17 protein-coding genes and 3 pseudogenes are annotated in these 25,296 nt (G+C 70.8%); 13 read left to right on the top strand and 7 right to left on the bottom strand.

Features of this window, described 5'->3' with window-relative positions; all coding sequences use genetic code 11:
- Positions 1-33: 33 nt before the first annotated feature.
- Positions 34-3,978: a helix-turn-helix domain-containing protein gene (locus OG505_RS13480; RefSeq protein ID WP_405433581.1), complete on the top strand. Its 3,945-nt coding sequence runs from the start codon at positions 34-36 to the stop codon at positions 3,976-3,978.
- Positions 3,979-4,661: 683 nt separating this feature from the next.
- The gene (locus tag OG505_RS13475) at positions 4,662-5,690 is read left to right on the top strand and encodes a hypothetical protein (RefSeq protein WP_405433579.1); all 1,029 of its coding nucleotides are present in this window, start codon (positions 4,662-4,664) and stop codon (positions 5,688-5,690) included.
- A gap of 114 nt (positions 5,691-5,804) precedes the next feature.
- Here OG505_RS13475 and OG505_RS13470 read toward each other — a convergent pair whose 3' ends face one another.
- From OG505_RS13470 to OG505_RS13460, 3 genes are all read right to left on the bottom strand, one after another.
- On the bottom strand, positions 5,805-6,266 hold the full coding sequence (locus OG505_RS13470) for a hypothetical protein (protein ID WP_405433578.1): 462 nt from the start codon (positions 6,264-6,266) through the stop codon (positions 5,805-5,807).
- Positions 6,241-6,906, bottom strand: a complete 666-nt coding sequence (locus tag OG505_RS13465) for an RNA polymerase sigma factor (protein WP_405433577.1) — start codon at positions 6,904-6,906, stop codon at positions 6,241-6,243. Before OG505_RS13465 ends, OG505_RS13470 begins: the two co-directional genes overlap by 26 nt.
- Before the next feature lie 103 nt (positions 6,907-7,009).
- Positions 7,010-8,317, bottom strand: a complete 1,308-nt coding sequence (locus OG505_RS13460) for a S8 family serine peptidase (protein WP_405433576.1) — start codon at positions 8,315-8,317, stop codon at positions 7,010-7,012.
- A gap of 179 nt (positions 8,318-8,496) precedes the next feature.
- On the opposite strand from OG505_RS13460, the gene OG505_RS13455 reads away from it, so the two are divergent.
- Positions 8,497-11,112 (top strand): CHAT domain-containing protein, encoded by a 2,616-nt coding sequence (locus OG505_RS13455; RefSeq protein WP_405433574.1) that lies wholly within the window; start codon positions 8,497-8,499, stop codon positions 11,110-11,112.
- Between the two features lie 711 nt (positions 11,113-11,823).
- On the opposite strand, the pseudogene OG505_RS13450 reads toward OG505_RS13455, so the two are convergent.
- Positions 11,824-12,141 (bottom strand): annotated as a pseudogene (locus OG505_RS13450) (IS3 family transposase); the annotation flags it as partial.
- Positions 12,142-12,252: 111 nt separating this feature from the next.
- On the bottom strand, positions 12,253-13,212 hold the full coding sequence (locus OG505_RS13445; RefSeq protein ID WP_405433573.1) for an AraC family transcriptional regulator: 960 nt from the start codon (positions 13,210-13,212) through the stop codon (positions 12,253-12,255).
- 103 nt (positions 13,213-13,315) lie between these two features.
- Between OG505_RS13445 and OG505_RS13440 the strand changes: the two genes are divergently transcribed.
- The 5 genes and pseudogenes from OG505_RS13440 to OG505_RS13420 all read left to right on the top strand — a co-directional run bounded on the left by OG505_RS13440 (position 13,316) and on the right by OG505_RS13420 (position 17,229).
- Complete coding sequence (locus OG505_RS13440) at positions 13,316-14,173, top strand: NmrA family transcriptional regulator (RefSeq protein ID WP_405433571.1); 858 nt, start codon at positions 13,316-13,318, stop codon at positions 14,171-14,173.
- Positions 14,170-14,673, top strand: coding sequence for a DUF1772 domain-containing protein (locus OG505_RS13435; protein WP_405433570.1), 504 nt, complete (start codon positions 14,170-14,172; stop codon positions 14,671-14,673). Before OG505_RS13440 ends, OG505_RS13435 begins: the two co-directional genes overlap by 4 nt.
- A 581-nt stretch (positions 14,674-15,254) precedes the next feature.
- Positions 15,255-16,073, top strand: coding sequence for a class I SAM-dependent methyltransferase (locus OG505_RS13430; protein ID WP_405433568.1), 819 nt, complete (start codon positions 15,255-15,257; stop codon positions 16,071-16,073).
- A 342-nt stretch (positions 16,074-16,415) separates the two neighbouring features.
- Positions 16,416-16,778 (top strand): annotated as a pseudogene (locus OG505_RS13425) (transposase family protein); the annotation flags it as partial.
- 67 nt (positions 16,779-16,845) lie between these two features.
- Positions 16,846-17,229, top strand: coding sequence for a nuclear transport factor 2 family protein (locus OG505_RS13420; protein WP_405433567.1), 384 nt, complete (start codon positions 16,846-16,848; stop codon positions 17,227-17,229).
- Between the two features lie 456 nt (positions 17,230-17,685).
- On the opposite strand, the gene OG505_RS13415 is transcribed toward OG505_RS13420, so the two are convergent.
- Positions 17,686-18,636, bottom strand: coding sequence for an RNA polymerase sigma-70 factor (locus tag OG505_RS13415; protein ID WP_405433566.1), 951 nt, complete (start codon positions 18,634-18,636; stop codon positions 17,686-17,688).
- 176 nt (positions 18,637-18,812) lie between these two features.
- On the opposite strand from OG505_RS13415, the gene OG505_RS13410 reads away from it, so the two are divergent.
- From OG505_RS13410 to OG505_RS13390, 5 genes and pseudogenes are all read left to right on the top strand, one after another.
- Positions 18,813-19,310, top strand: coding sequence for a carboxymuconolactone decarboxylase family protein (locus OG505_RS13410; RefSeq protein WP_405433564.1), 498 nt, complete (start codon positions 18,813-18,815; stop codon positions 19,308-19,310).
- A gap of 14 nt (positions 19,311-19,324) precedes the next feature.
- Positions 19,325-20,083 (top strand): SDR family oxidoreductase, encoded by a 759-nt coding sequence (locus OG505_RS13405; RefSeq protein WP_405433563.1) that lies wholly within the window; start codon positions 19,325-19,327, stop codon positions 20,081-20,083.
- A gap of 592 nt (positions 20,084-20,675) precedes the next feature.
- The gene (locus tag OG505_RS13400) at positions 20,676-22,265 is read left to right on the top strand and encodes an MFS transporter (protein WP_405433562.1); all 1,590 of its coding nucleotides are present in this window, start codon (positions 20,676-20,678) and stop codon (positions 22,263-22,265) included.
- 413 nt (positions 22,266-22,678) lie between these two features.
- A pseudogene (locus tag OG505_RS13395) lies at positions 22,679-23,648 on the top strand (transposase); the annotation flags it as partial.
- A 476-nt stretch (positions 23,649-24,124) separates the two neighbouring features.
- A complete protein-coding gene (locus OG505_RS13390; RefSeq protein WP_405433561.1) occupies positions 24,125-24,700 on the top strand; it encodes a hypothetical protein in 576 nt (191 codons plus the stop codon).
- Between the two features lie 173 nt (positions 24,701-24,873).
- Here the strand turns inward: OG505_RS13390 and OG505_RS13385 are convergent, their stop codons facing one another.
- Positions 24,874-25,230: a hypothetical protein gene (locus tag OG505_RS13385; protein ID WP_405433560.1), complete on the bottom strand. Its 357-nt coding sequence runs from the start codon at positions 25,228-25,230 to the stop codon at positions 24,874-24,876.
- Positions 25,231-25,296: the final 66 nt, after the last annotated feature.

Genomic DNA, 25,296 nt, shown 5'->3' with positions numbered 1-25,296 from the left:
GGGGTGTGTGTGGAAAGGACTAGGCCCGACGACATGACCTCGGGCGTCGATGCGGAACACGTCGGGAACGTCCGGACCCGCCTGGAGTTCGGGCGCGAACTCACCCGGATCCGTGAACGAGCCGGCCTGACTGTCCGGGACGTGGCGCGGGCGGTGAACATCCCCGTCAGCACCGTCGGTGGCTACTTCTCCGGGACCCACCTTCCACCGGTCAAGCCGCCGGACATGCTCGTCCGGATCCTACGGGCGTGCGGGCTCGACGACCCGGAGGTGCTCGAACAGTGGGTGCGGGCGCTCACCCGGGCACGCCGCGCGCCGGGGCCACGACGGGCGGGGGAGACCATTCCCTACCGCGGTCTGGCCCGCTTCGAGCCGGAGCACGCGGAGTGGTTCCATGGCCGCGAAAGAATCGTGGCCGACCTGGTCGAACGCGCCATTGCCAACGCAGAGGGTGGGCTGCTTACCGTCGTGGGACCCTCCGGCTCCGGCAAGTCGTCGCTTTTGCGGGCGGGCCTGGTTGCCGCACTGTCCGACTCTCGGACGAACCTCGGCTGGCGCCCCCTGATCCTGACGCCGGGGCCCCGGCCGATGGCGTCCCTGGCCGAGCAGTTGGCGGCGCTGACCGGCGACGACACGCAGAAGATCGCCACCAGGCTTTCCGGAGAGCTGTACCTGTCGCCGGAACTGGCGCAGGCATCCGATGCGGACCAGACCCGCTCGGGGCTGGCCGACGAGCGGATCGCCATCGTCGTCGACCAGTTCGAGGAGGTGTTCATTGCCGGGGCGGACGAGGCCGAGCGTCGTGCCTTCGTGGCGGCGCTAGCCGCGGCGGCTGGTTTGTCGACAGCCGGAGACGGCGCGACCGTCCGACCGGGCCCCGCCGCTCTCGTGGTCATCGGGATGCGGGCCGACTTCTACGCCTCTGCGTTGCGCTACCCGCAACTCGCGGAGGCGCTGCAAAGCTCGCAGGTCGTCGTGGCGCCGATGGGCGAGGCGGAGCTACGCCGGGCTATCGTGGAACCAGCACGCCGGGCGAAACTTACGGTTGACGACGGGCTGGTCGAGCTGCTCCTGCGGGACCTGCGGCCGCCCAGCGGCGGCCCGCCAGAGGTGGCGCACGACGCCGGTGCCCTTCCCCTGCTGTCCCACGCCCTCCTGGCGACATGGGAGCGCGGCGGCGGTGCGAGCCTCACCACCGCCGACTACCGTGACACCGGCGGCATTCGCGGTGCTGTCGCACGGACCGCCGAGGAGGCATACGGCTCGCTGACACCCCTACAGCAGCAGCTCGCCCGCCGGTTGTTCCTGCGGCTGGTCCACGTGGCGGACGACGCCGCCGACACCCGTCGGTACGTCCCACACACCAAGATATGCCAGGCGGGCGACGGCGTACAGGACGTTCTGGACGTGTTCGTAGGTCACCGGCTCATCACCGCCCAGGCCGACCGGATCACGATCACACACGAGGCAATGCTCACGGCGTGGCCTCGGCTGCGCTCGTGGATCGACGCGGACCGGGCCGGCCTGCGTATTCACCGCCAGTTGACCGGCGCCGCAGAGACCTGGCGCGGTCTCCGTCGCGACCAGAGCGCCCTATACCGTGGAGGGCGGCTCTCGATCGCCACGGAGTGGGCCGCCGAACCGGGCCGCCGTGCCGAGCTCGATCCGATCGAGCGGGACTTCCTCGATGCCAGCGTCGCCCACGCGCTCGCCGAGGAACAGGCGGCGCGGCGGCGCGGCCGTAGGATGCAACAACTCATCGCCGCGTTGACCGCGCTCCTCGTCGCCTCGGCCGGGTCGACCGCGTTCGCGTTGCAACAGCGCGCGGCCGCCGACGAACAGCGGAACTTGGCAGTTGCACGGCAGATCGCCACCGCCGCCAACCAGGTACGCGCCAAGGACGCTGCGCTTGCGATGCAGTTGTCACTGGTTGCCTACCGGATCGCGGCGATACCCGAGTCCAGGTCAAGCCTGCTCAACTCATACGGGTCACCGACGGTCACCCGGGTCCTGGGACCGCCCGGCGTCATGCAGGCCGTCGCGTTTTCACCGGACGGCCGGTTGATGGCGGCGGCCGGCAGCGACGGCGCCATACGTCTGTGGGCCCTCCCGCATTCGGACCGGCCGGTACCGGTCGGTGAACCGCTGTTGGGACACACCGACACCGTTTACTCGCTCGCCTTCAGCCCTGACGGGCGGATGCTGGCCAGCGCCGGTGGCGACCAAACGATCAGGTTGTGGGACACCTCCGACCAGCGGACGCCATCGGCGGCCGGCTTCGTGACCGGTCCCGCCAACACCGTCTACTCGGTGGCGTTCAGCCCGGACGGCCGGACGCTCGCCGCAGGCAGTGCCGACAGCACCGTCCGGTTGTTCGACGTCACCCTTCCGGGAGCGTCACGCCCGCTTGGACCAGCACTGGAGGGCTTCACCGGTTTCGTGCAGTCGGTTGCCTTCAGCCCGGACGGACGGTTCCTCGCCGCCGGCAGCGCCGACACCACGGTTCGGATCTGGGACGTCGGCCGGCCGGTCGCGCCGGTCGCCGTGGGAACGCCCCTGAACGGTCCAGCCAAGACCGTCTATTCGGTGGCCTTCCATCCGGACGGGCGGACGCTCGCGGCTGGTAGCGCCGACGGCAACGTTTACCTGTGGGATCTCGTCCGGGCGGACCGTCCCGTGTCACTGGGCAAACTGACCGGCCCGGGCACGTGGGTGAACTCGGTCGCGTTCAGTCCCGACGGCCAACGGGTCGCCGCCGCCAGTTCCGACAGCAACTTGTGGATCTGGGAGGCGGCCACGCGCGAGGTTACGCACGTGCAGCGGCACCCCGCCCCGCTGACGGCCGTGGTCTTCCCCTCCGCCGACCCGGCCCGGGTGGCTACTGCGGCCGCCGACGGCGTGGCCCGAATCTGGGGCATGCCGGGGCCTGTCGTCACGGCTCCCCAGGCGAGCGTGTACACGGCGTCGTTCGCCGCCGGTCACGCCCTTGCCGTCACGGACACAGACAACGGCGGAACCCTGTGGAATGTCAGTGATCCACGGCAACCGACGCCGATCGGCGCTGCGCTGCCGAGGCTGAACCTGTCCGGCAACACGTCCGGCGCGGCGGCGCTCAGCCCGGATGCCCGCATGCTGATCAGCGGGGACCGCGACGGCACGGCGCAACTGTGGGATCTCACCGATCCCGGACGCCCCGTCGCGCTGCCGACGCGGCTCACAGGCCACACCGCCACCATCCAGTCCATCGCCTTCAGCCAGGACGGGCAACGTATCGCCCTTGGCAGCAGCGACACGACAGTCTCGTTGTGGGACGTCGCCGATCCCCGTCGGCCCCGCCGACTGCGCCCGAACCTGGCCGGGCCGGGAAACTACGTGCTCGCCGTCGCGATCAGCCGTGACGGCCGGCTGCTGGCCGCCGGAGGTGCGGACAACACCGTACGGTTGTGGGACATTACCGACCCCACCTCCCCCCGGGTCATCGGCCCAGTTCTCAGCGGCCCGGTCAGCTACGTCTACGGCCTCGCGTTCAGCCCAGACAACCGGTTACTGGCGGTCGGAAGCGCTGACAACAGTGTTCGGCTGTTCGACCTCACGGATCCGGCTGGGCCGGCTCCGGTTGGACGAGCCCTCACCGGGCCCGACAACTACGTCTACTCAGTCGCGTTCAGCTCCGACGGGCTTCGTCTCGCCGCAGGCGCCGGGGACGGCACGGCCTGGCTCTGGGATATCACCAATCCACGCCGTCCCGACCTCTTCGCGACCGTCACCGCTCACGACAAGTCTATCTATGTGGTGGCGTTCGACAGCGAGGATCCGGTGCTCGTGACCGGCGGCGCGGACCGGACAGCCCGGTTGTGGAACGTTGACCCCGAGCAGGTGGCGGCGTATATCTGCGCCACGAGCGGTGACGACATCAGTCGGGGGGAGTGGGACAAGTACCTGCCGAACCTTCCGTACGCCCCGCCCTGTGGTCGCTGACCCCCGGCCGGTCAGCAGGCCCCGCAGTCAGCCCGGAACGCTGAAAACCTCGCCGCCGAGATTAGAAGCCTCGAACTCGGCGTGCACGGCCTGCGCCGACCGGGCAGGCTGGCGTGATCTCCCAGAGAAGACCGTCCTCGACGCCAGCGGCGCTGAGCGACTTCAGGTAGCAGGTCGACGGCTGGGGCGTCCCGCCGATGCGCCCAGGCGATAGGTGCCTGCCGCTGGGCGCGAGCCCGGGCCGGGCACCGCGAGTCCGGCCAGCACCATCAGGGCAGCCGCGCTGCCGGCTCGCCACTTCCAGAGACGTCTCGTCACTTTCACGTCCTTCCTGGAAACGGGACAGCAGGGGAGGTGAGTGACCGGGGGTGACATCTGGCGGCCGGCGGTCATCCGGGCCGGGGCGCGAGGGATATAGCAGCCAACCCGGTCGATATCCATTGTGGTTATTGCTGGTTGCCTGCTGTTTCTGAATCGGAAACTGCCACCCTGCGACAGCGTCGGGCGGGCCGGCGAGAGTATCGACATTCGTCTAATTCGTCGTTCCTCGCTCCATCTGACGGTGACCGGTCCCGCCGGACGTATCAACCGCGCCGCGCCGCGCTCCTGAACAACGTCATCGCGTCGGCCCGGTAGGCGACAACGCCGGGTCGGCGGTCCCTCGACGATGGGAGAAGCCTGTCATGGGCAACGTAGGAAGACGAGTCCGCCGCTCGGTGCTGGCCGTGCTCACCGGCACGGCGCTGGCCGCCCTGCTGGCGGTCACCACGGCCGCCGCCGCGCCGGTCGAGGCGCGGCAGGACAAGGCCGCAGCGGCCCGCACCGACGTCTACATCCGGGACGTCGCCGCCGATGTCGGCGTCCAGCCCCACTCGTTCAACCCGCTGTGGGCCAGCCCCGACATCAAGGTCTGCCCGACCGCCGTCGAGTGTGCCGTCAGCCAGAACCCGATCGTCGGCGTCACCAACTACATCTTCATTAAGCTGCGTAACCCCGGCCCGTACGGTTCCGGCACCGACAGCGGCGTGCTGCGGGTCTACCGGACGACGCCGGGTGGCGGTGCCGTCTGGCCGACGCACTGGACCCAGATCGGCGCGATGAACGTGACCGTCTTCGCCGGCACCACGACCGTGACGATCCCGTGGAACGGGGTGCCCGGGCCGGGCCACTTCTGCCTGCTGGCCAGGTGGGTGTCGGCCACCGATCCGATGACCTTCGAAGGTCCGGACATCAGCACCAACACCCGCAACAACAACAACATCGCCTGGCGCAACGTCGACTCGGTGCGGCTCGTCGCGGGCGGGACGCCGGTCGTGCGGCCGTTCGCCATCGGCAACTCGCTCAGGGTGCCGACCAAGAACGACCTGGTCTTCACGCAGCCGGGGGAGCAGATCCAGGGCGTGGGCGGCCGCGTCGTCGTCGACCTCGGGCCGACCCTGTTCGAGCGGTGGCAGGCCGGCGGCAAGGTCGGCACCGGCGTACGCGAGGTCGGCAAGAACCAGTTGGAGGTCGTCGAGCCGGCGAAGGCCAGCCTCGGCAACCTGCTGCTGGAACCGGGTGAGCGGGTCGAGTTCTCCCTCACCTTCGCGGCCGCGGTCGCCTCGGACAAGGAGTTCGCGCTCGACGTGACCCAGTTCGGCCCGGACACGAGCGGTGCGGAGCGGACCGACCTCGGTGGTGTGGAGTACCTGATCAGCGTCGGGCGGCAGTAGCCCCGGCCACCAGCGGGGGTCGTGGGCCTGGGCAGCCCGCGACCCCCGTCGCCGCGCGCTCGCCGGGACGGTCCGGGCGTCCCGGGTGCGCCGCCGTCCCGCGTGGAGAGTAGGTCAGCGCAGCGAGACCCAGGTGGTGGCCACCGCGTAGCCGTCGGTGTGGGCGCGCAGCCGGACCGGGCCGGGCGGGGGAGCGCCCAGCGAGAAGAAGCCCACCGCGTCGACCGGCGCCTCCGCGTACGTGCCCGAGGCGGTCTGCGCGGACACCCGCCCACCTCGGGGCGGGGAGAGTTGACCGACGATGCCGGCGTCGGTCACCTCGATCTCCAGCACCACCACGGCACTGCGGAACGACAGCGTCCGCGTCGACCCGGCCGACCGGGTCAGCGCCGGCGCCGCGTCGCACGCCGAGTCGAACGTCAGCTCGGCGAGCGCCACCTCCGCATCGACGTTTCGCCAGGCGAACGCCGCCCGCGCGGCGGTCAGGAACTCCTCCGGGACCGACCCGACCTCCCGCAGCGCCGCACCCAGCTCGGCGGTCAGGGCCGCGTCATCGGCCGGCGGCAACGGCTCCATCGCGTTCACCTCCGTTCGTCCGGGTCGCGGCCGTTCCGAGGAACGGGGCGAGCGCCGGGCAGTCCCGTAGCCGGCGCAGGCATCTGGCCTGGGTCGGCCCGATGCTGCCAATCGGCACGCTCAGCCGTTCGGCGATCTCCCGGTAGCTGGCCGGCGGGTCGGCGGTCAACAGGGCCAGGAGCTTCTGGCAGCGCGGCGGCAGCTGCGCGAAGCCCTCCCGCAGTGCCTGCCGTCGCTCCGCGCGTAGCAGTTCCTCGTCGGGGGCCGCCACGTCCGCCGTGCGGGAGAAGCCATGGTACGCGTCCAGCGCGTCGTCGTACGGGTCGAAGAGCTGGGTGCGACGGCCGAGGCGGGACAGCCGGTAGCACTCGCGCCGGGCGGTGGTCGCCAGCCAGGAGGCGAGGGCCTGCGGGTCGCGTACCCGGCTCAGCTGCTCGACGAGACGCAGCCAGACGGTCTGGTTGACGTCGGCGGCGTCGGCGCGGCTCAGGTCGTACGACCGGATCACCGAGTAGACGAGCGGGGTGTACCGGTGGACCAGCTCCACCCACGCCGACTCGTCCCCGCCCGCCGCGGCGGCCACCAGGTCGGTCGCGCTCGGGTCGGTCACGGCGACGCCGTCCGCCGGTTGGTGCGGCACTGCTCCGTCGCTCGCGGCCGCTCGTTCCCGCCGCCGCAACGCTGCGCCCGGCGCCGGCCGGGACCACCGCACGGTGCTGCTGATTCGCTCGCGGCCCGCTCGCTCATCCGACGAGCACGCCGTAGTCGGGGTGCCAGCGCGGCGCCGCGAGCAGCGCCAGCCGGGCCGCGTCGGCGCTCAGGCCGCCGGCGGTCATCAGGGCGGCGAGCCGACCGGAGACGTGCGCCGTGGCGAACGAGGTACCGGCCCAGGCGGCGAAGCCGTGGAACACCCGGGTCGGCAGGCCCGGCAGCGGCAACTGCCCCTCGACGTACGTGCTGTGGCGCTCGCCGACCGCACAGACGTCGATCCATGGCCCGTACCCGCTGTAGGTGGCTGGCACCACGCCACCGGAGCCCTGGCTGACCGCCGCCACCGCGACGACCTGGCCCAGCGCGGCGGGCCAGATCGGCCGGCTGGTGCCGGCGTTGCCCGCCGCCGCGACCACGGCGCTCGTCGCGGGTAGCGCGGCCACGGCGTTGGCCAGGGGCAGCGACGGCTTGTCGTCCTGGGTGAACCCGCCCAGGGACAGGTTGACCACGGACACCGCCGGCGCGAGTCGGGCCGTCGCGGCCACCACCGACGCCTCGTCGCCGAGGCCGGTGGCGGTCAGCGCCTGCTCCGGGTCGACCCGGACCCCCGGCGCGGCCTGCCGCACCACCCCGGCGACGAAGGTGCCGTGCCCGCCCTGCGGGGCGAGCACGTCGGTGTGCACGTAGAGCGGGTCCTCGTCGTCGACCTCCGGCAGGTACGCCCCGCCGAGCCACTGCGGGTGGTAGCCGCCGGCCTGCCGCCACATGCCAGTGTCGCAGATCCCGATGGTCACCCCGGCGCCCTCACCCAGCCGGGCCGGGTCCGGCGGCGGCAGCGCGGCGACCGTCGTGGGCGGGCTGCCCGGGTTGCCCATGATGTTGCCGCAGCCCAGCAGCACGTGGTGCGGCTGCACCTTCGGCACCGGCCGCCCCGGCCACTGCTGGGGGTCGCGCAGCTTGGTCACGAGCGCGGGAACGTCGGTCTCCCGGTCGAAGAGCAGCCGGGTGACCCCGGCGAAGCCGTCGCCCACGGCCACCACGTGGCCGCGGGTACGCAGCCAGGCGGTGACCCGCTCGGCGTCGGCGTCGGCGGCGAGCAGCTGCCGTGGCCGGTAGAGGAATTCCCGGCCCGGTGTGGTGTGCCGGCGGACGTTCTTGTCGGCAGCCAGCGCCTCGTCGAAGGCGCGCTGGTAGGCGGCGTCGCCCGCGCCGTCGGCGCGGGCCGGGGCCGCACGGGACCCGGCGGCGAACGACGCTGCGGCCAGCGCGGACGCGGCCAGCAGTCGCCGTCGGGACAGTTGGCCGGCCGGGCGCGGCGCGGCGGAATGGTCAGGCGACACGGGTCCTCCATGCGGTCGGCAGAAGCGCCCGCCACTGGCCGGCGTGGCCACGTTTCCCGGGTGTCGTCGATTCTTCCAAAGCATAGTTGCGTGTCAATGGCGTTAATGGTGGGCGCAGATTCCCGACAGGCCCGCACAGACATTGACGGCTGGGCATCAGTTCGGGGACTCTGTGGGGTATGCCCGACAGCACCGGTTCCGGTGCCGGCACGGCCCAGGCGGCGCTTGACGCCGTCCAGCGCTACCCGCGCGAGGCGATCGCGATCGCCCAGCGGGTGCTGGCCGCCGGGCCTGCGGCCGGGGCCGACGAGCGCTCCACCGCCGAGCGGGCCGTCGGTCTGGCCCTGCGGGAGCTCAACGACCTGCCCGGCGCGCTGCTCCACCTGCGCCGCGCGGTCCGGGCCGCCGGCACGCCCCGGACCCGAGCGTTGGCCCGGATGAGCCTGGGCTACGTGTTAGCCAACGCCGGCCACACCGCTGCGGCGCTGCGCGCGGTGACCGCCGCGCTGCCGCAGCTCGTCGGCGCCGACGCGGGGCGGGCCCGGATGCAGCGGGGCGTGGTGCTGCACTACCGAGGTCGCTACGACGAGGCGGTACGCGACTACGGCTTGGCCGTCGACATCGCCCTGCGCGAGGGTGATCTGTTGCTGGAGGCGCGGGCGCGCAACAACCGGGGGCTGCTCAACGCCCACCGGGGCGCCGCCGGCGGCACCGACGACGACCTGTCCCGCGCGGCAGCCGCCTTCCAACGGCTGGGCCTGGACCTCGCGGCGGCCGACGCCCGGTGGAACTGCGGCATCGCGGCCGGCCAGCGCGGCGACATCGCCGGCGCGCTGCGCTGCTTCGCCACCGTCGACGAGGAGTACCGGCGGCTCGCCGTACCCCGGCCGGCGCTGCTGCTGGACCGCGTCGAGCTGCTGCTGTCGGTGCCGCTGGTCGACGAGGCGGTGGTGGTCGCAACGGCGGCCGTCCGGGAACTGCGGCGTCGGGGCATGGCCTCCGACCTTGCCGAGGCGCTGCTGGCCCGGGCCCGCGCGGCGCTGCTCGCCGCGGACCTGGACACCGCGACCGAGGCCGCCGCCGCGGCCTGGGCCCGGTTCCGTCGCCAGGGCCGGCGCACCTGGGCCGTCTTCGCCCGGCACGTCGAGCTGCGCGCCGAGTACCGCCGGGGCACCCGCTCGGCACCCCTGTTCACCGCCATGGCACGTACCGCCGACCAGCTCGACGCCACCGGGTGGCCGGGTCCGGCGCTGACCACCCGGATCGAGGCCGGTCTGGTGGCCGCCGCGCTCGGGCGGCCAGGCCGGGCCCGGAACCTGCTGGCGGTGGCCGCACGGGCCCGCCGTCGCGGCACCGCCGACCGGCGAGCACAGGGCTGGTACGCCCTGGCCCTGTCGCGCCGGCTCGGCGGGGATGAACCCGGGGCTGCCCGGGCGCTACGCCGCGGGCTGGCCGTGCTCGACCGGCACCGCATGTCGCTCGGCGCCACGGAACTGCGTGCCCACAGCGGAGCGTACGGTCAGGAACTGGCGGCCGAGGGCCTCGACATCGCGGTCCGGGCGGGCGCGCCGGCGCGGGTCCTGGCGTGGGCGGAGCGGTGGCGGGCCAATGCGCTGCGGGCCCGGCCGGCCCGGCCCCCGGCCGACCCCGAGCTGGTGGCGGCGCTCGCTGAGCTCCGACTGGTCAGCGGCCTGCTCGAAGACGAGGTGCTGGCCGGCCGCCCGGCAACCGCCCTGCGCGGCCGGCAGGCCCGGCTGGAGCAGCGCATCCGGGACCTGGCCCGGCGGGTGCCCGGTGGGGGCGCCGTGCTGGCCCCGCCCGGGGTGGGCGCGCTGGCCGCGCGGCTCGGCTCCCGGGTGCTGGTCGAGCTGGTGGCCCACGGCGACCGGATCCGGGCGGTGCTGGTCCGCGACGGTCGGGCCAGCCTGCACGACCTGGGCCCACTCGCCGCCGCGGCGGACCTGGCCCGCCGGCACCGGTTCGCCCTGCGCCGGCTGGTCACCACCGGCGACGCGGCCGCCGCGCGGGCGGGGGCCGTTCACGCCGCGGACGCCCTGGACCGGCTGCTGTTCGCCTCGCTGCGGCAGCGGCTGGCCGACCGGGCCCTGGTGATCGTCCCGGTCGGGGCGCTGCACGCGGTGCCCTGGTCGGCGCTGCCCACCTGCGCGGGGCGTCCGGTGACCGTCGCCCCCTCGGCCACCGCCTGGCTCGGGGCGGACCGGCGGGACCTGCCGGCCGGGCCGCCGGTCCTGGCCGCCGGCCCGCGCCTGCCGGCCGGGCACACCGAGGTATGCCGGCTCGCTCAGGTCCTGCCCGGGGCGCGGCGGCTCACCGGGCCCGACGCCACCGCCGCGGCGTTGACCGCCGCGCTGGACGGGGCGGGGCTGGTGCACATCGCCGCCCACGGCACGTTCCGCGCGGACAACCCGCAGTTCTCCACCCTGGAACTGGCCGACGGGCCGTTGTTCGCCCACGAGTGGGAGGCGGTCGCCCGGCCGCCCGGCTGCGTGGTGCTCTCCGCCTGTGACTCCGGCCTGACCGGGCTACGCCCCGGCGACGAGGTCATGGGGTTCACCGCGGTGCTCCTGGCGCTCGGCACCCGGTGCCTGATCGCGACCGTGTTGCCCGTGCCGGCCGAGCCCACCACGGCACTGATGCTGGACCTGCACGCGCGGATGCGGGCGGGTGCCGGCCCGGCGCGAGCCCTCGCCGACGCGCAGCGGGCGTTCGGTGCGGCGGGCGACGGTCCCGCCCAGGCCACCGCGGCGGCGTTCGTCTGCTTCGGGGCTGGCTGACCGGAGCGGGAGCGGTCGCTCAGCCGGCCATGGTCAGCCGCAGCGCGGTGGGCGCGGCGGTGCGGGCAGGCGCAGCGGGCCGGCGCCGGGCACGATGGCGCCGAGCACCCGGGCCCCGACCTGTACCGTGCCAGAACTCGTTCAACGCAACAATCAGCGGCAGACGCCCGAGCCGTCCTACGGCCTCACCCGCGAATGCATCACCGGCAAGATCCGCGACCAAAGCGCCCCCGGAGCACGTCAACTGAGAAAACCAGCCCAGAACGTCGGCACCGAGTAGGTTAACTGGGAAAAACCAGACCTTCCACTTTCGCACTCGAAGTGATCCGCCCAGCTCAGCGCAGTCCGACCGGGTCAGGTGCATTGAGAACGGACAGTTGGACGCAATTCGCAGCCGTTCACGGCCCCTCGTCCGCTGCCGACCTGCTTTCCGACCGCGCTGCGGGGCCGCCGGCTGCGGCCATGCGTGGTCTGCCGGCTCAGCGACTTGGCGGCCCCCAGCGCTGACCTCGCTGCAGAGCGCACAGAGGTCGACAGGTGACCGGCTCGGGCTCCGCCGTACGTTGATCGGTCGCGCCGAGCAGATTCTTGACGGATGAGCAGATCGCGCAGTTCGGCCGGTTCGCGGCCGTGCCTCCGGATCAGGCTCGGCGCCCAGCGAGTCATGGTGGATACTCTTGGGTCTGCTGCACCGACAGGTGACAGTTTCAGTCACGCGGACTGACTGGCCGGTCGGGTCGTGATGGTCTCGTACTCGATAGGGGTCAACCGGGACAGGGATCGTGGGCGGCGGCGGTGGCGGCGGTAGGTCCGCTCGACCCAGGTCACGATCGCGGTCCTCGGCTGTTGCCGGGTCGTCCAGGTTCGGCGGCCAGGGACGGTGTTCTGCAGCAGGCCGAAGAACGATTCCATGACAGCGTTGTCGCCAGCGGCGCCGACTCTGCCCATCGACCCGGTCTCGTCGTGCTGGTTGTGGGCACGGACGAACTTCCGGCGTCGGAGTTGCGCCCCGCGGTCGGTGTGCAGCACGCAGCCGGCCACGTCACCGCGGCGGGCTAAACCAGATCGTCGTGTACTGGCGGACCGACCTTGGGATCCCCCGTTTACCCCAAAAACTCCCGGCGGCCAGCCCCGGCACGTTCATCCCACTCGACTGACGTCAGGCGACGCGGTGGCCTGCCGGTGTTCGGTCGGGCTGAGACCGCGTACCCGTTTGAAGGCCGCGCTGAGTGCGAATGAGCTGCCGTAGCCGACCTGGCGGGCCACCTCGCCGACCGTGGCGTCCGGTTCGCGCAGCAGGTCGGCGGCCAGCGCGAGCCGCCAGTTGGTGAGGTACGCCATCGGAGGCTCGCCGAGCAGTTCGGTGAACCTGCGGGCCAGCACCGCCCGCGAGATACCGGTGCCGGCCGCGAGGGTGGCCACCGTCCAAGGCTTTGCCGGGTGGTCATGCAGCAGTCGCAACGCCCTGCCGACCACCGGGTCGCCGTGCGCTCGGTACCATGCGGGCGCCGCCGCCTCGGGCCGGGAGAACCAGGCCCGAAGTACGGCGATGAGCAGTAGGTCGAGCAGCCGGTCCAGGACCACCTCCTGCCCGGGCTCGTCCTTAATCATCTCGTCGCCGAGCAAGGGGATGAGCGGGCTGTCCAGTGCTCCGGCCGGCAGCACCAGGATATGGGGCAGGACCCTCAGCAGCCGTTGGCTGACCTCGCCCTGCAACTGGTACGTGCCACTGAGCAGCACTGCCATCCCGTCAGCGCGTTCGCCCCAAGTCCTGATACCCAGGTCCATCACTTCGCACAACTCGTCCCCGGTCGGCGTGGTGCTGTGCTCGCCGGGATGGATTACTGCCTGCGGCGCCGTGGCCGGGTCGTCGGCGATCGTGTACGGCTCCGGGCCACGGATGATCGCGACATCGCCCGGACGTAGCGGCACCGGAGCACCCCGATCCGGCACCACCCACGCCGTGCCGCGCAGCATGGTGACCAGGGTGAGGGGCGCACGATCCTGGATCCGTACCGACCAGGGCGGGTCGAACACCGACCGCATCAGGAACGCACCGCGCGCCCTCGGCCCGTCCAGCAGTCCCGCGAGCGCATCCATGCGCTGAGGTTAGCCCCGTGAGGTGGGCGGTCGAGACGTCGGAACATGCGATCGAGAGTCTCGCCCATTCCCGGTGCGCTCGCCCTCGACTTGACTGGTTGCCATGACGAAGACCATTGATGAGCAGCCAATCCTCGTACTGGGCGGCACCGGCAAGACAGGCCGCCGGGTGGTGGACCGGCTCGCCAAACTCGACCGGCCGGTACGGATCGGCTCCCGCTCCGGCGAGCCGCCGTTCGACTGGACCGACCAGCGCACCTGGGCACCCGTGCTGGACGGGGTTTCGTCGGTCTACCTGGTGTACTACCCGGACCTGGCCGCGCCGGACGCCCTCGCGACGATCCGCTCGTTCACCGAACAGGCGGTGTCCGGCGGGATCGAACGGTTGGTTCTGCTTTCCGGCCGGGGCGAGGAGGAGGCCAAACTCAGCGAGCGGGTGGTCCAGGAATCCGGAGTGGCCTGGACGATCGTGCGGGCGAGCTGGTTCAGCCAGAACTTCAGCGAGGACTTCCTGACCGATGCGATACGCGGCGGCGAGGTCGCCCTCCCGGCCGGGAACGTGCCGGAGCCGTTCGTCGACGCCCTCGACATCGCCGACATCGTGGTCGCGGCGCTGACCGACGACCGGCACGCGGGGCAGCTCTACGAGGTGACGGGCCCGCGACTTCTCACCTTCGCCGAGGCGACCTTGGAGATCGGCAACGCGCTCGGGCGGGAGATCCGCTACCGATCGGTTTCGCCCGAGGAGTACGCCGTCGTGATGGCCGGGTACGACGTGCCGGCGGAGCTCACGGCGGTGCTGACCGAGCTGTTCGGCAAGGTGTTGGACGGCCGCAATGCACAGCTCGCCGATGGTGTGCAACGGGCGCTGGGCCGCAGGCCGCGCGACTTCACCGACTATGCCCAGGACGCCGCCGCCGCTGGTGCATGGGACACGTCACCCGGTGGAGACTGGGCATGAACACCACCCTGGCTGCCTGGTCGGCGGCGGTGACCCTGGTAGTGACGGGTGCGATCACCGGTGTCTACTACGCCTTTTCGGTGGCAGTGATGCCCGGTCTGAACGCCGTCGACGCTGGCACCGCGATCCGGGCCATGACGAGCATCAACCAAAGGATCCAGAATCCGCTGTTCTTCGTCACGTTCTTCGGCCCGCTCGTCGCCGCCACGGTGACCGGTGTGTTCCTGTTGATCCTCGGGAATCGGTCGGCGGGTGTGCTGTTCCTGGTGGCCGCGGGGGTGTACCTGGTGGGCGCGTTCATCCCGACGGTGGTCGTCAACGTGCCGATGAACGAGACGCTCGACGCCGCAGGCGTGCCAACCGATCCTGCTGAGGCGGTACGGGTGTGGGCTTCCTACTCGTCCGCCTGGACGTGGTGGAACTCGGTACGCGCCGGTGCCAGCCTGATCAGCCTGTTGCTGGCTGGTCTCGGGGTCTACCTCTTGGACACGTCCCGATGACATCGCCGCCCGGTGCGGGCAGGGGTGGCCAGTTCCGGGCGGCCGGGGGATGCGGCACGGGGTGTACCCAGCAGATTGTCACTCGGGCCGGTGGGCGTCGACCGGGATCCGCTGGGCATGTTCGACGAACGGCCCGTCAATCTGGATCCGCTGGTTGCAGGCCGACGAGTTGGTCGCGGCCTGCCTGTAGCCGTACCGACGCGGGCATCTGCCGCTGACAAGGCGCGGCGGCCCGTTCCACCCCTGATGTGAAATGCATGGGCGGCAGTTCAAGTGCGTCCGAGGGCCCCTGTCAGCACACGGCTCCGACGAGGGTGCCTGCGCCTGCCCGGGCGGCCGCCGGCAAACACCGGGCCGCGGCAGTGCTGGCCGAGGTCGCCGACGAGCGCTGCAGCTCTCCGCTGGTGACGGATGCCGGCGGGGCCATCCGGCGGAACGCGCCCTGCGTGACGTGACCGGCTTAACGCTCGCCGGCGGCACCACAGAACTGCGGAACGGGCCGTGCGTGACGCGACCGGCCTGGCGCTCGCCGGCGGCACCACGGAAACTCGTACTCCAACAGATTGATCGAGGGTGACACGATGACACAGCACTCCGTCCACGAGTCCCGGCCCGACCCCGGGTGGGACGCCGACCGCTACGACCGTCAGTTCGGCTACGTGTCTGCGCTGGCCGGCGGTGTCGTCGAGCTGCTCGCCCCGGTGCCCGGCGAGACAGTCCTCGACCTGGGGTGCGGCACCGGTGAGCTGGCCGCCACGATCGCGGCGCGCGGCGCGCGGGTGATCGCGGTCGACGGCGACACCGCCATGGTCGCCTCGGCCACCGCCCGGCTGGGATCGGACGTGCTGCTCGCGGACGGCCACGACTTCCTGATCGACGAGCAGGTCGACGCGGTGTTCTCCAACGCCGCGCTGCACTGGATGACCCGTCCGGCGGAGGTCGTCGCCGCCGTCCGTCGCGCGCTGCGCCCGGGTGGGCGGTTCGTCGCCGAATTCGGCGGTGCGCACAACGTGGCCGGGATCCTCGCCGCCGTCCGCGCCGCGCTGGCCGAGCTGGGCCTGACCGAGGGCGCGCGGATGCCCTGGTACTTCCCAAGTCCAGGGCAGTACGCCACCCTGCTGGAGGCGCACGGCTTCCAGGTGCTGCGGATGGACTACTTCGCCCGGCCCACCGAGTTGACCGATTGTCCGGGAGGCGTCGCCGACTGGGTCGCCATGTTCGGCGCGGACCTGATCGGCCATGTGCCGCCGGACCGGCGCGACGCTGTCCTGGCGCGGATCAACGAGCTGGCCGCGCCGACGTTGCTGCGCGACGATCGCTGGTACGCCGACTACCACCGGCTGCGCTTCGCCGCCGTGCGGGAGCCGGCCGGCGCACCGGACGCGGCGGTGATGCGGTGACCGCGCCCGCGCGTAACTGAGCCGACCGCGACTTCGGGACGCCCGCGTTCCAGCGAAGCAATTATCAGGCAGCTAGTCTCGCGTGAAAATTCGAGGAGTAAGGACACAGCCAGATCAGCCACCACGGCCGACGGGCCCTCACAGAACCCTGAAACCGATGGGTCTGCTTGGGCGCCCACACGAGTCGGCCGGCGGCGTCGGCGATGGCTCACGCCGAACTGCTGAAGGGATCGCTGGGCTTCGGCTGTACCAACGTGATGGACGTCGGTCACCGCACAGGGCGCTGCGGCCGTGCCTGACCGACCGATACTTCCGGTTGGGTACGCCCGGGCCGACGGTGATCTCGAAACCGACCGGGTCGCCACGCCCGGCCCCACACCCGGGGTGGACCTGTGGTGGTCAGGAAAGCATCACCACCACGGTGGCAACGTCCAGGTCGTCTCCGCCCCCGACGGCTGGCCACTGTGGACCTCCCCGGTGCGACCCGGCCGTGAGCACGACACGAGCTGCGTACGCCATCACGAGGTCCTGCCCATGCTCGCCCGGGCCGCGTCGGACCTGCGATCTCAGGCTGAACGGGCCAACTCGCTGCTCAAGACCACCTTCAAGGCTCTACGGCGGGTCAGCCTCTGCCCCTGGCGCATCGGCGCCGTCGTCGCCGCCGCGCTGGTCCTGCTCCACCACGAACACGGCCGCACCACATGACCCGGCTACAGAAAATCACCAGCCGGAACAGGGAAACGCTGTCGGTGCTGCCGTGTAGCGTGCGGCCGTGGACGAGACATCGAGAAGCCGAGAGGCTGTGCGCGTTTACGTCGACAGCGCCGAGCAGCGTGACTGGCAACGGCTTACCGATCTGCTGACTGAAGACATGGTGTACGAGATGCCGCAGACCCGTGAACGGATCCGTGGCAGGTCGGCTTTCATGCAGTTCAACAAGGAATACCCCGGGGACTGGCATCTTCACGTACGTCGCATCGTCGCCGATGGCCGCCATGCGGCGGCGTGGATCGATGCGCGCGTCGGCACCGAGCACCAAGACGCCTGTGTGTGGTTCGAGTTTTCCGATGACGGGCTGATTACTCGAGTCGTCGACTACTGGCCGGAATCGTATGATCCGCCATCGGGCCGCGAGCATCTGGTGGAGCGCTGGTAGGCCCGACCTCCGAATGACGCCTCGGGTTGGGGCTATTCAATTCCGGCCCGCAGGCGGCAGTCTTGTTCCATCGCAACAGCTTCAACCCGTCACCACCCGTCCCCCGCCGAAAGTCACTCAGCGTGACTCGCCCTTACCGGGAATGGCTCAGTATCTGGGTCCGGCGGCCGAGGTGATCGCGAAGCTGACCGGCTCTGCCGTCGAGTAGGGGTCGGCGTATGGCGACCTGCCCGGCTTGGACGACCTCGAGTGCGCTCGCTGGGTCTGGGTCCGGCTGACGCAGGGCCGGACCGGCACGTTGCGCGGGACAGGCTGGCGGTTCGACGCCGGCGACGCCGCATACACCTTGATGCCCACCAGGCACGCTGGTTACTTGGAGCGGATGTACGGCGTCGCTGAGCGCCTGGCTGGCTCCGGGGTGGGGCGAAGCGCGGCGGGCGGTAGGTCGCTTCGGCCTCAGCGGCTCACTACGGTCTCCCGCTCCACGCGCGACAGCTTCTCGGGGTTGCGCACGTGGTAGGCGCCGGTGACGTAGCCGTTCTCCACGCGTACCGCCACCACCCCGTCGATCTCTCCGTCGACTCGCACGAGCAGCCCCGGGCCGCCATTGATCTGCACCAGCTCAGTCGACCGTTCCGCGTTGCGTTTCCACCAGCGGGCGGCCAGCAGGCGAGCCACCTTGTCTGCGCCCACCATGGGCCGCAGCAGGGCATGTTTGACTCCGCCGCCGTCGCTGAGAGCGACGACGTCCGGCGCGAGGATGTCAAGCAGGCTCTGCAGGTCGCCGGTTTCGACCGCTCGCTGGAAGGCCTGGAGGGCGGCCCGGTGCTCGGCGGGGGAGCCGGTGCCGCGGGGCCGGCGCGCGGCGACGTGTGCCCGTGCCCGGTGGGCGATCTGGCGTACCGCGGCCTGGGTCTTGTCGACGGCTTGGGCGATTTCGTCGTAGTCCAGTTCGAACACCTCGCGCAGCACGAACACCGCCCGTTCGGTCGGCGTGAGCGTCTCCAGCACCAGCAGCATTGCCATCGAGACGCTGTCGGCCAGTTCGACGTCCTCAGCCACATCCGGCGCGGTCAGCAACGGCTCGGGCAGCCAGGGGCCGACGTAGGACTCCTTGCGCCTGCCGAGTGTCCGCAGTCGTTTGAGCGCTTGCCGGGTGGTGATTCGGACCAAGAACGCGCGCTGGTCCAGCACCGTGTCGAGATCGACGCCCACCCACCGCAGCCAGGTCTCCTGCAGGACATCCTCGGCATCGGCAGCCGAGCCGAGCATCTCATAGGCCGCGGTGAACAGCAGGTTGCGATGGACAATGAACGCCTCGGTGGCCGAGTCCATGGCGCAGTCCACGTAGCAGTCACGAGCAAAGGGCTCGACAGTGTCCGTCGGTTGCTTGCTTCGTTCGCTCATCGCTGGTTCCTGCCTGTTCGTTCGCGACCGTGCCATAGCCATACGATCCCGGCCCCCGCTGCCTTGTGACACCAACGGTCGGTGGTCTATGCCACACGGGCTCGCTGTCACAGGGAGCGGGTCGCCGGGATCTCTTGCTCGTAACGACGCAACACCACGAGTAAGGAAGTCCCAGCATGTCCACACCCACGACGACCCACCTGCGGTCGCGCATGCCCAACCCCCTCCCCTTCCTCCCCGAGATGGCGGAAGTCGGCGAAGGTCTGCACATGGCCCTCAGGAATGGTCCGATTTCCCCGACCACCATCAGCCTGCTGCAGCTACGCGCCGGGCAGCTCCTCGGCAGCACGTACTTCACCATTCGGGAGACCGGCAACCTCCGCAGGATCGGGGAGTCAGAGGAGCGCATCACCGCCGTGGCCACCTGGCGGGACGCCACCTACTTCACCGGCCCCGAACGGGTCGCGCTGGAGTTGGTGGAGGCGGTCCTCACCCCGAACCCGGCAGGGGAGCGCGTCCCCGATGAGTTGTACGTCAAGGCGTCTGCGCACTACGACGACAAGGCGATGTGGTCGCTCATTATGGCGATCGCCCACATCGGCTTCTTCACCCCCGCCGCTCTCATCGCCAAGCCGATCCCCGGCATGCCCCCCGGCCAGAACTACAGCGAGTAAGAAAGGCAGACAGCATGAGCATCACCAAGTTCGCGGTGGCAGGGGCAACCGGGCGGCTGGGCCGCCACGTCGTCGATGTCCTCACCGACCGGGGGCACCAGGTCGTGCCGATGTCCCGAGCCACCGGCGTGGACATCATCACCGGTGAGGGTCTCGCCGAGGCCCTCGCCGGGGTCGAGATCATCATCGATGTCGCCTCGTGGCACGCCTCCGAGCAGGAGGCTGCGGCGGAGTTCTTCCGGACGTCGGCCCGCAATCTGCTCCAGTTCGGCCAGAAGGCGGGGGTTGCCCAGATCGCCATGGCGTCCATCATCGGCGTCGACAAGGCCACCGCCGGTTTCGTCGCGGCCAAGAAGGTGCACGAGGAACTCCTCCTGTCCGGCCCGCTCCCCGCCCGTATTCTGCGGGCCGCGCAGTTCCACGAGTTCGTCGGTCAGCTCCTGGACTGGCAGCAGGGCGACATCGCCTACATCCCGGCCCTGCCCACCCAGCTCGTGGCCTGCCGCACCGTGGCCGAGACACTGGTCGACCTGGCCCTCGACCCCGACGTCCCCGCCCCGGGAACACCGATCCCCGAGGTCGCTGGACCCCGCCCGGAGACCATGGCGGAGGCGGCCCAACTCCTCGGCGCCCGCCGAGGCATCAAGGTCGTCGGCGTCGACGGCTCCGGCATGCCCGATGCCGAGATCGCCGCCAGCGGCGGATTCCTGCCCAGCCCGCACGCCAAGCTCGCCGGACCCACCTTCCAGGAGTGGCTCGACACCCAACCCTGACACAGGCGGAGCCGGTTATCGACCGGCGTACGGTCCGCAATCGAGCGCCAGGGTGCAGCACGCGAGCAGCCCGACAATTGAGCTGTTGCGCCACGATCTCGATCGGTCGGACGAGCAGACCGTCCATCCTCGCGCACTCGTTCCGGCTGAGGCTGGCATGGGCGAAATTGACGGCCAGCCAGCCGGTCAGCTTGCCGGCGTCCGCGGCCGAGCACTCCCGAAACGGCCTGTCGTGAAGGAGAACGTCATCCAGGTACACGCGCCTGTTCTCGGAAGGGCCGGAGCTGGCCGTACGTCACGGCCTAGCCCTCGTTCTCGGAAGTTCACGGGCCCAGGAGCTTCCGAGAACACGGTCTTCTGGGAATCTCGCCGACCTCGCCCAACGCCCACAGGATGCGCCGTGAGGAGATCACGGACGAGCACATCGACCGCTTGGTCGACGAGGTCCTGATGCCCAGCCTCACCCGTCTCACCCGGCGCTGAGCGGCAACGCCGCCGCCGACGCACCGCACTTTGTCGCAGCGCGGCGCCGACCCGCCGCGATCGACCCGAACCGACCCCGAGCACGCACACGTAGAAGGTAGCCCGATACATGGCCAACCCAACCCTGCCCGAACGCCCCGTCAGCCCTGCCATATCACTAGACAAAGGGGGAGACGCCCCGGCGCCCCCCGACTCCCGCCGCTGGTGGGGCCTAGCGGTCATCGCTCTCGCCCAGCTGATCGTGGTGCTGGACATGACCATCGTCAACATCGCCCTGCCGTCCGCCCAGCAGGACCTCGGCATGACAGACGGCAACCGGCAGTGGGCCATCACCGCCTACACCCTTGCCTTCGGTGGCCTGCTGCTGCTCGGCGGACGCCTCGGCGACCTGTTCGGACGCAAGCGCAGCTTCGTCATCGGTTTGATCGGCTTCGCCGGCGCCTCCGCGCTCGGCGGCGCCGCCACCGGCCCCGGCATGCTCTTCGCCGCCCGCGCCCTGCAAGGCGTCTTCGCCGCGCTGCTGGCCCCCGCCGCGCTGTCCCTGATGACCACGACCTTCACCGACCCGCGCGAACGCGGCAAGGCGTTCGGCGTGTTCGGCGCCATCGCCGGCGCCGGCGGCGCTATCGGCATGCTGGCCGGCGGCTTCCTGACCGAGTACCTGGACTGGCGCTGGTGCCTGTACGTCAACGTCCCGGTGGCCGCCCTCGCGGTGATCGGCGCGATCGTGATGCTCAAGGACCCGGGCCGCAGGACCGGCGCCCAGTTGGACGTGCTCGGCGCCGTGCTGGGCACCGTCGGCGTACTGTCCATCGTCTACGGCTTCAGCGAGGCCGCGTCCCGCGACTGGGACGACACCCGGGTGCTGACCCTGCTGATCGGCGGCGTGGTGATCCTCGGGATCTTCACCCTGTGGCAGACCCGCGCCCGGACGCCGCTGCTGCCCCTGCACATCGTCAAGGACCGCCAGCGGGCGGGCGCCTACCTGACGATGGCCCTGGTCACCATCGCCATGTTCGGCGTCTTCCTGTTCCTGACCTACTACCTGCAGGGCATCAAGGGCTGGTCGCCGCTGAAGACCGGTGTGGCCTACCTGCCGATGACCGCCTGCATGATCATCGGTTCCACACAGATCTCGGCGCGGCTGCTGCACAAGGTGCCCGCCCGGGTGCTGATCATGCCCGGCCTGGCGGTGGCCGCCGGCGGCCTGGCCTTCCTGGCCTCCATGGACGTTGACGCCACCTACCTCAGCCACGTCCTGCCCGGCATCTGCATGATGGGCCTCGGCCTGGGCCCCACCTTCATGGCGGCCATGTCCACGGCCACCAGCCGCGTCGCCCCACACGAGCAGGGGGCGGCCTCGGCGACCCTCAACACCATGCAGCAGGTGGGCGGATCGGTCGGCACTGCGCTACTCAACACGATCGCGGCCAGCGCGACCACCGACTGGCTGACGGACCACCGAGTCAATCCCGGCCAGCAGACGCTGCAGGCGAAGACGGCACTGGCGGAGGCGACGGTGCACGGCTACTCCGTGGCGACCTGGACCTCCGCGGGCATCATACTGCTGGCCGCGGTGGTCGCGGGCGTCTTGATCAACGCCAAGGCGCCGAGCCGGCAGGCCAGCACAGCGGCGGCCGGCCCGGCGGGCGGTGACCCCAAGGCCGGGGCCGTCGGGGCGCCGATCCACGCGGGCTAGCCTCCGGCAGATCCCGACCATGTGGGGCCCGAGCCTGGCCCCGGCCCTTCGCTGGTGCCGGGGTCAGTACTTGGGCCCCACATGCGCATCGATGAGCACGATGGACGCTTTGCGGGCGACGGATGCCTGGGCAGTCCTATCCTAGGATGCTTGCGTGTTGTGTTTCTCTCGACGGTGCAGTCTGGACGGGGCGGCAGGGCAGGTCCTTGACCGTTCGCCGTAACGGACCCGGTAACGGCGACGGCCCGCCAGGGGAGGAGCGGCCGACACGGGATGGCATTAGGACGTGATGCGTGATGCCGTTCTGTCCGGCTATGCGTGTCGGCTCCGCCTGAAAACTGACCCCGTGGTTCCGGCTGAATTTTGACCCCTTCCGGAAGCATCGGGAGGTGTTGAGCGTGGAGGACTGGGCGGAGACGGTGGTCGCCGATCGGGTGCAGCAGCTGCGGCCGTTGTTCCGCCGTCCGGATCCGGCTCAGCGGACGGAGTATCTGCCGGGTGGGCTGGCGCAGTGTGATCTGTGGTTCCCGCCGGCGGACGTGCCGTTGGACTTCGGGCAGGTCGGCCGGCCACCGGTTCTGGTGATGGTGTCCGGGTATTCGCGGTGGCTGTCAGCGGTGATGATCCCGACCAGGCAGTCGCCGGACCTGCTGGTCGGGCACTGGACGCTGATCTCCGGTTGGGGTCGGGTGCCCAATGCGTTGGTGTGGGACAACGAGTCCGCCGTCGGGCAGTGGCGGTCCGGGCGGCCTCAGCTGACCGAGGCGATGAACGCCTTCCGCGGCACCCTCGGCATCAAGGTGATCCAGTGCCGGCCGGCGGACCCGGAGGCCAAGGGCCTGGTGGAGCGGGCCAACGGCTATCTGGAGACGTCGTTCCTGCCGGGACGCCGATTCGGCTCACCTCAGGACTTCAACGCCCAGCTCACCGACTGGCTGGTGCGGGCGAACAACCGCCAACACCGGATGTTGGGCTGCCGCCCGCTGGACCGGTGGGACGCCGACCGGGCCCGCCATGCTGCCACTGCCACCGGTTGCGCCGGTGGTCGGATGGCGGCAGACCACCCGCCTTCCCCGCGATCACTACGTCCGCTTGGACGGCAACGACTACTCGGTGCACCCGTCGGTGGTTGGCCGGCGGGTCGAGGTCACCGCCGATTGCGACCAGGTGACGGTGCTCTGCGACGGCCGACCCGCGGCCCGGCATGACCGCTGCTGGGCCAAGCATCAGAGCATCACCGATCCAGCCCACCGCCAAGCCGCCGCGGACCTGCGCGTCGCTGCCCAACGCAGCCCGGCGACCGCCGTCGGCGCCCAAGTCGAACGCCGGCCGTTGAGCGACTATGACCGCATGTTCGGCCTGGACGTTGAGGTGGCTGCGTGATGGCCGCCAAGACCAGCCGCAACGTCGCATCCGAGATCGCGTTCCGGCAGCCACCGCCGTATCTTGGGTCCACACAACCACGAGACTCAACGGTGGCTGCCCTATGCCCACGGACAAAACCACACTGCTACAGCAGGTCAGACCAGACCTCCTGCTGGAGTACTAGGTGTGCGGTCTCCTTCAACGGATGGGGCTGGTCAGGGGCGACGCCGATGTCATCGACGAGAAGCCCCACCACCCACGGCGGTAATGGGTCGTGACGCAGGTCCCGACCCGCGTAGACGCTGACGTCCCCCTGGCCAGGCGTAAGCCTTCCGCGCCGGTAATCCCCTCATCGTGCTTGAGGTCAGTTTTGAGAGTTTCGTTGTCTGAGGCAGAAGGCACGGTAGGGGAATGGGTCGACCTTGGGGCGGTGGCAGCATCCGTTACAGCTTGACGCATCCATGTGCGTCGAAAGATGGAAACGGGGATGATCCATGTTCTGTCAAAGGTCGCTGACCGCCGTCGCCATATTCGCACTGGGCCTGGCGGCCCTGATCGCGCCCACCGGGCCGGCCGTCGCCTCACCCGGCGGCTCCGGAGCCGCCGTTGGTGGCTTCGCCGCGGAAGCTCGGAAGGCGGGGCTCACCGGTGCCGAAGCCGCGCAACTCCAGAGCCGCGTGGACCAGCGACTCGCTCAGGCCGGCGGGCGGCAGGTTGCCGCCAACAAGATCGAGTACGGGAGCGGAAGCTATCTGCTCCTCAATCTGCCCGGGGAGAAGTACGCCCGCGAACTGGGTCAGTCGATCGGCACCCAGGCCACCTGCACCTATCTGTACTTCTGCGCCTGGGGTGGCCCGAATTACACGCTGGAGAAGCGCGCAGAGTCCCGCTGTTCTCGGTTGATCACCATGCCGTGGTCCGGCACGGGGTCGTGGATCAACAATCAGACCCAGCTCACGCAGGCCGCGTTCCTGCGGGCAGACTACTCGGTCTACACCTACACGCTCGGTGCCTACAGCGCCCAGCCGTACCAGAACTGGCAGCCCATCTATTACGTCGATCCCTGTTGATTGCAGGCCAGGGGCCAGTACGGAAGTCGACTTCGCCGCCCGGCGCCCGGTCAGGCGGTTCACGCCGGGACGCCGACCATGGTGGATCCGACCCTGAGCGCCCGCCTCGCCAGCGTGACTGTGCCGACGCCCGACGTCCCGCAGTGCAGGCATCGCTGGGTAGCCCCGCGCGGTCAGCTCGGTGAGCTGCCTGACGGGTGCCGGAGGGAGCGGTCTTGGAGCCGTGGATCGGTCCTGGCCGACGCGGCGACAGGGGCGTAGCGAGCGGAATGGCACTGCGCGTGGGGTGCCCGCACGGCGCGGCGTGCGCAACAATGCGCGCCGATTGGCTGCCGGCGGTCTCGTGCCGACGGCGCTGGTGCCGGTGGGAACAGTTGACGCAGCGTCGGACTGATGGCCGTGGCCAGCGTGCCGTCGTCGCCGGAGCGCATGACCAGGTTGACCACCCCCGTTGCGACGTCGCCGGTGCGGGTTTCGGCAGCTGCGGCCGCGATGTCGGGCAGCGCGAGCTCGGCGAGCAACTGCCGCACCAAAACACCTTCGCCCCAGAATGCCTCTGCCGGTAGGGGGGAGCCGGCCCAGCCAGGACAACAGGA

It is taken from the genome of Micromonospora sp. NBC_00617 (genome assembly GCF_045161355.1).
Classification (GTDB): domain Bacteria; phylum Actinomycetota; class Actinomycetes; order Mycobacteriales; family Micromonosporaceae; genus Micromonospora.
Note: the sequence above shows the minus strand (reverse complement) of the source record. Positions and strands in the feature narration are given on the sequence as shown.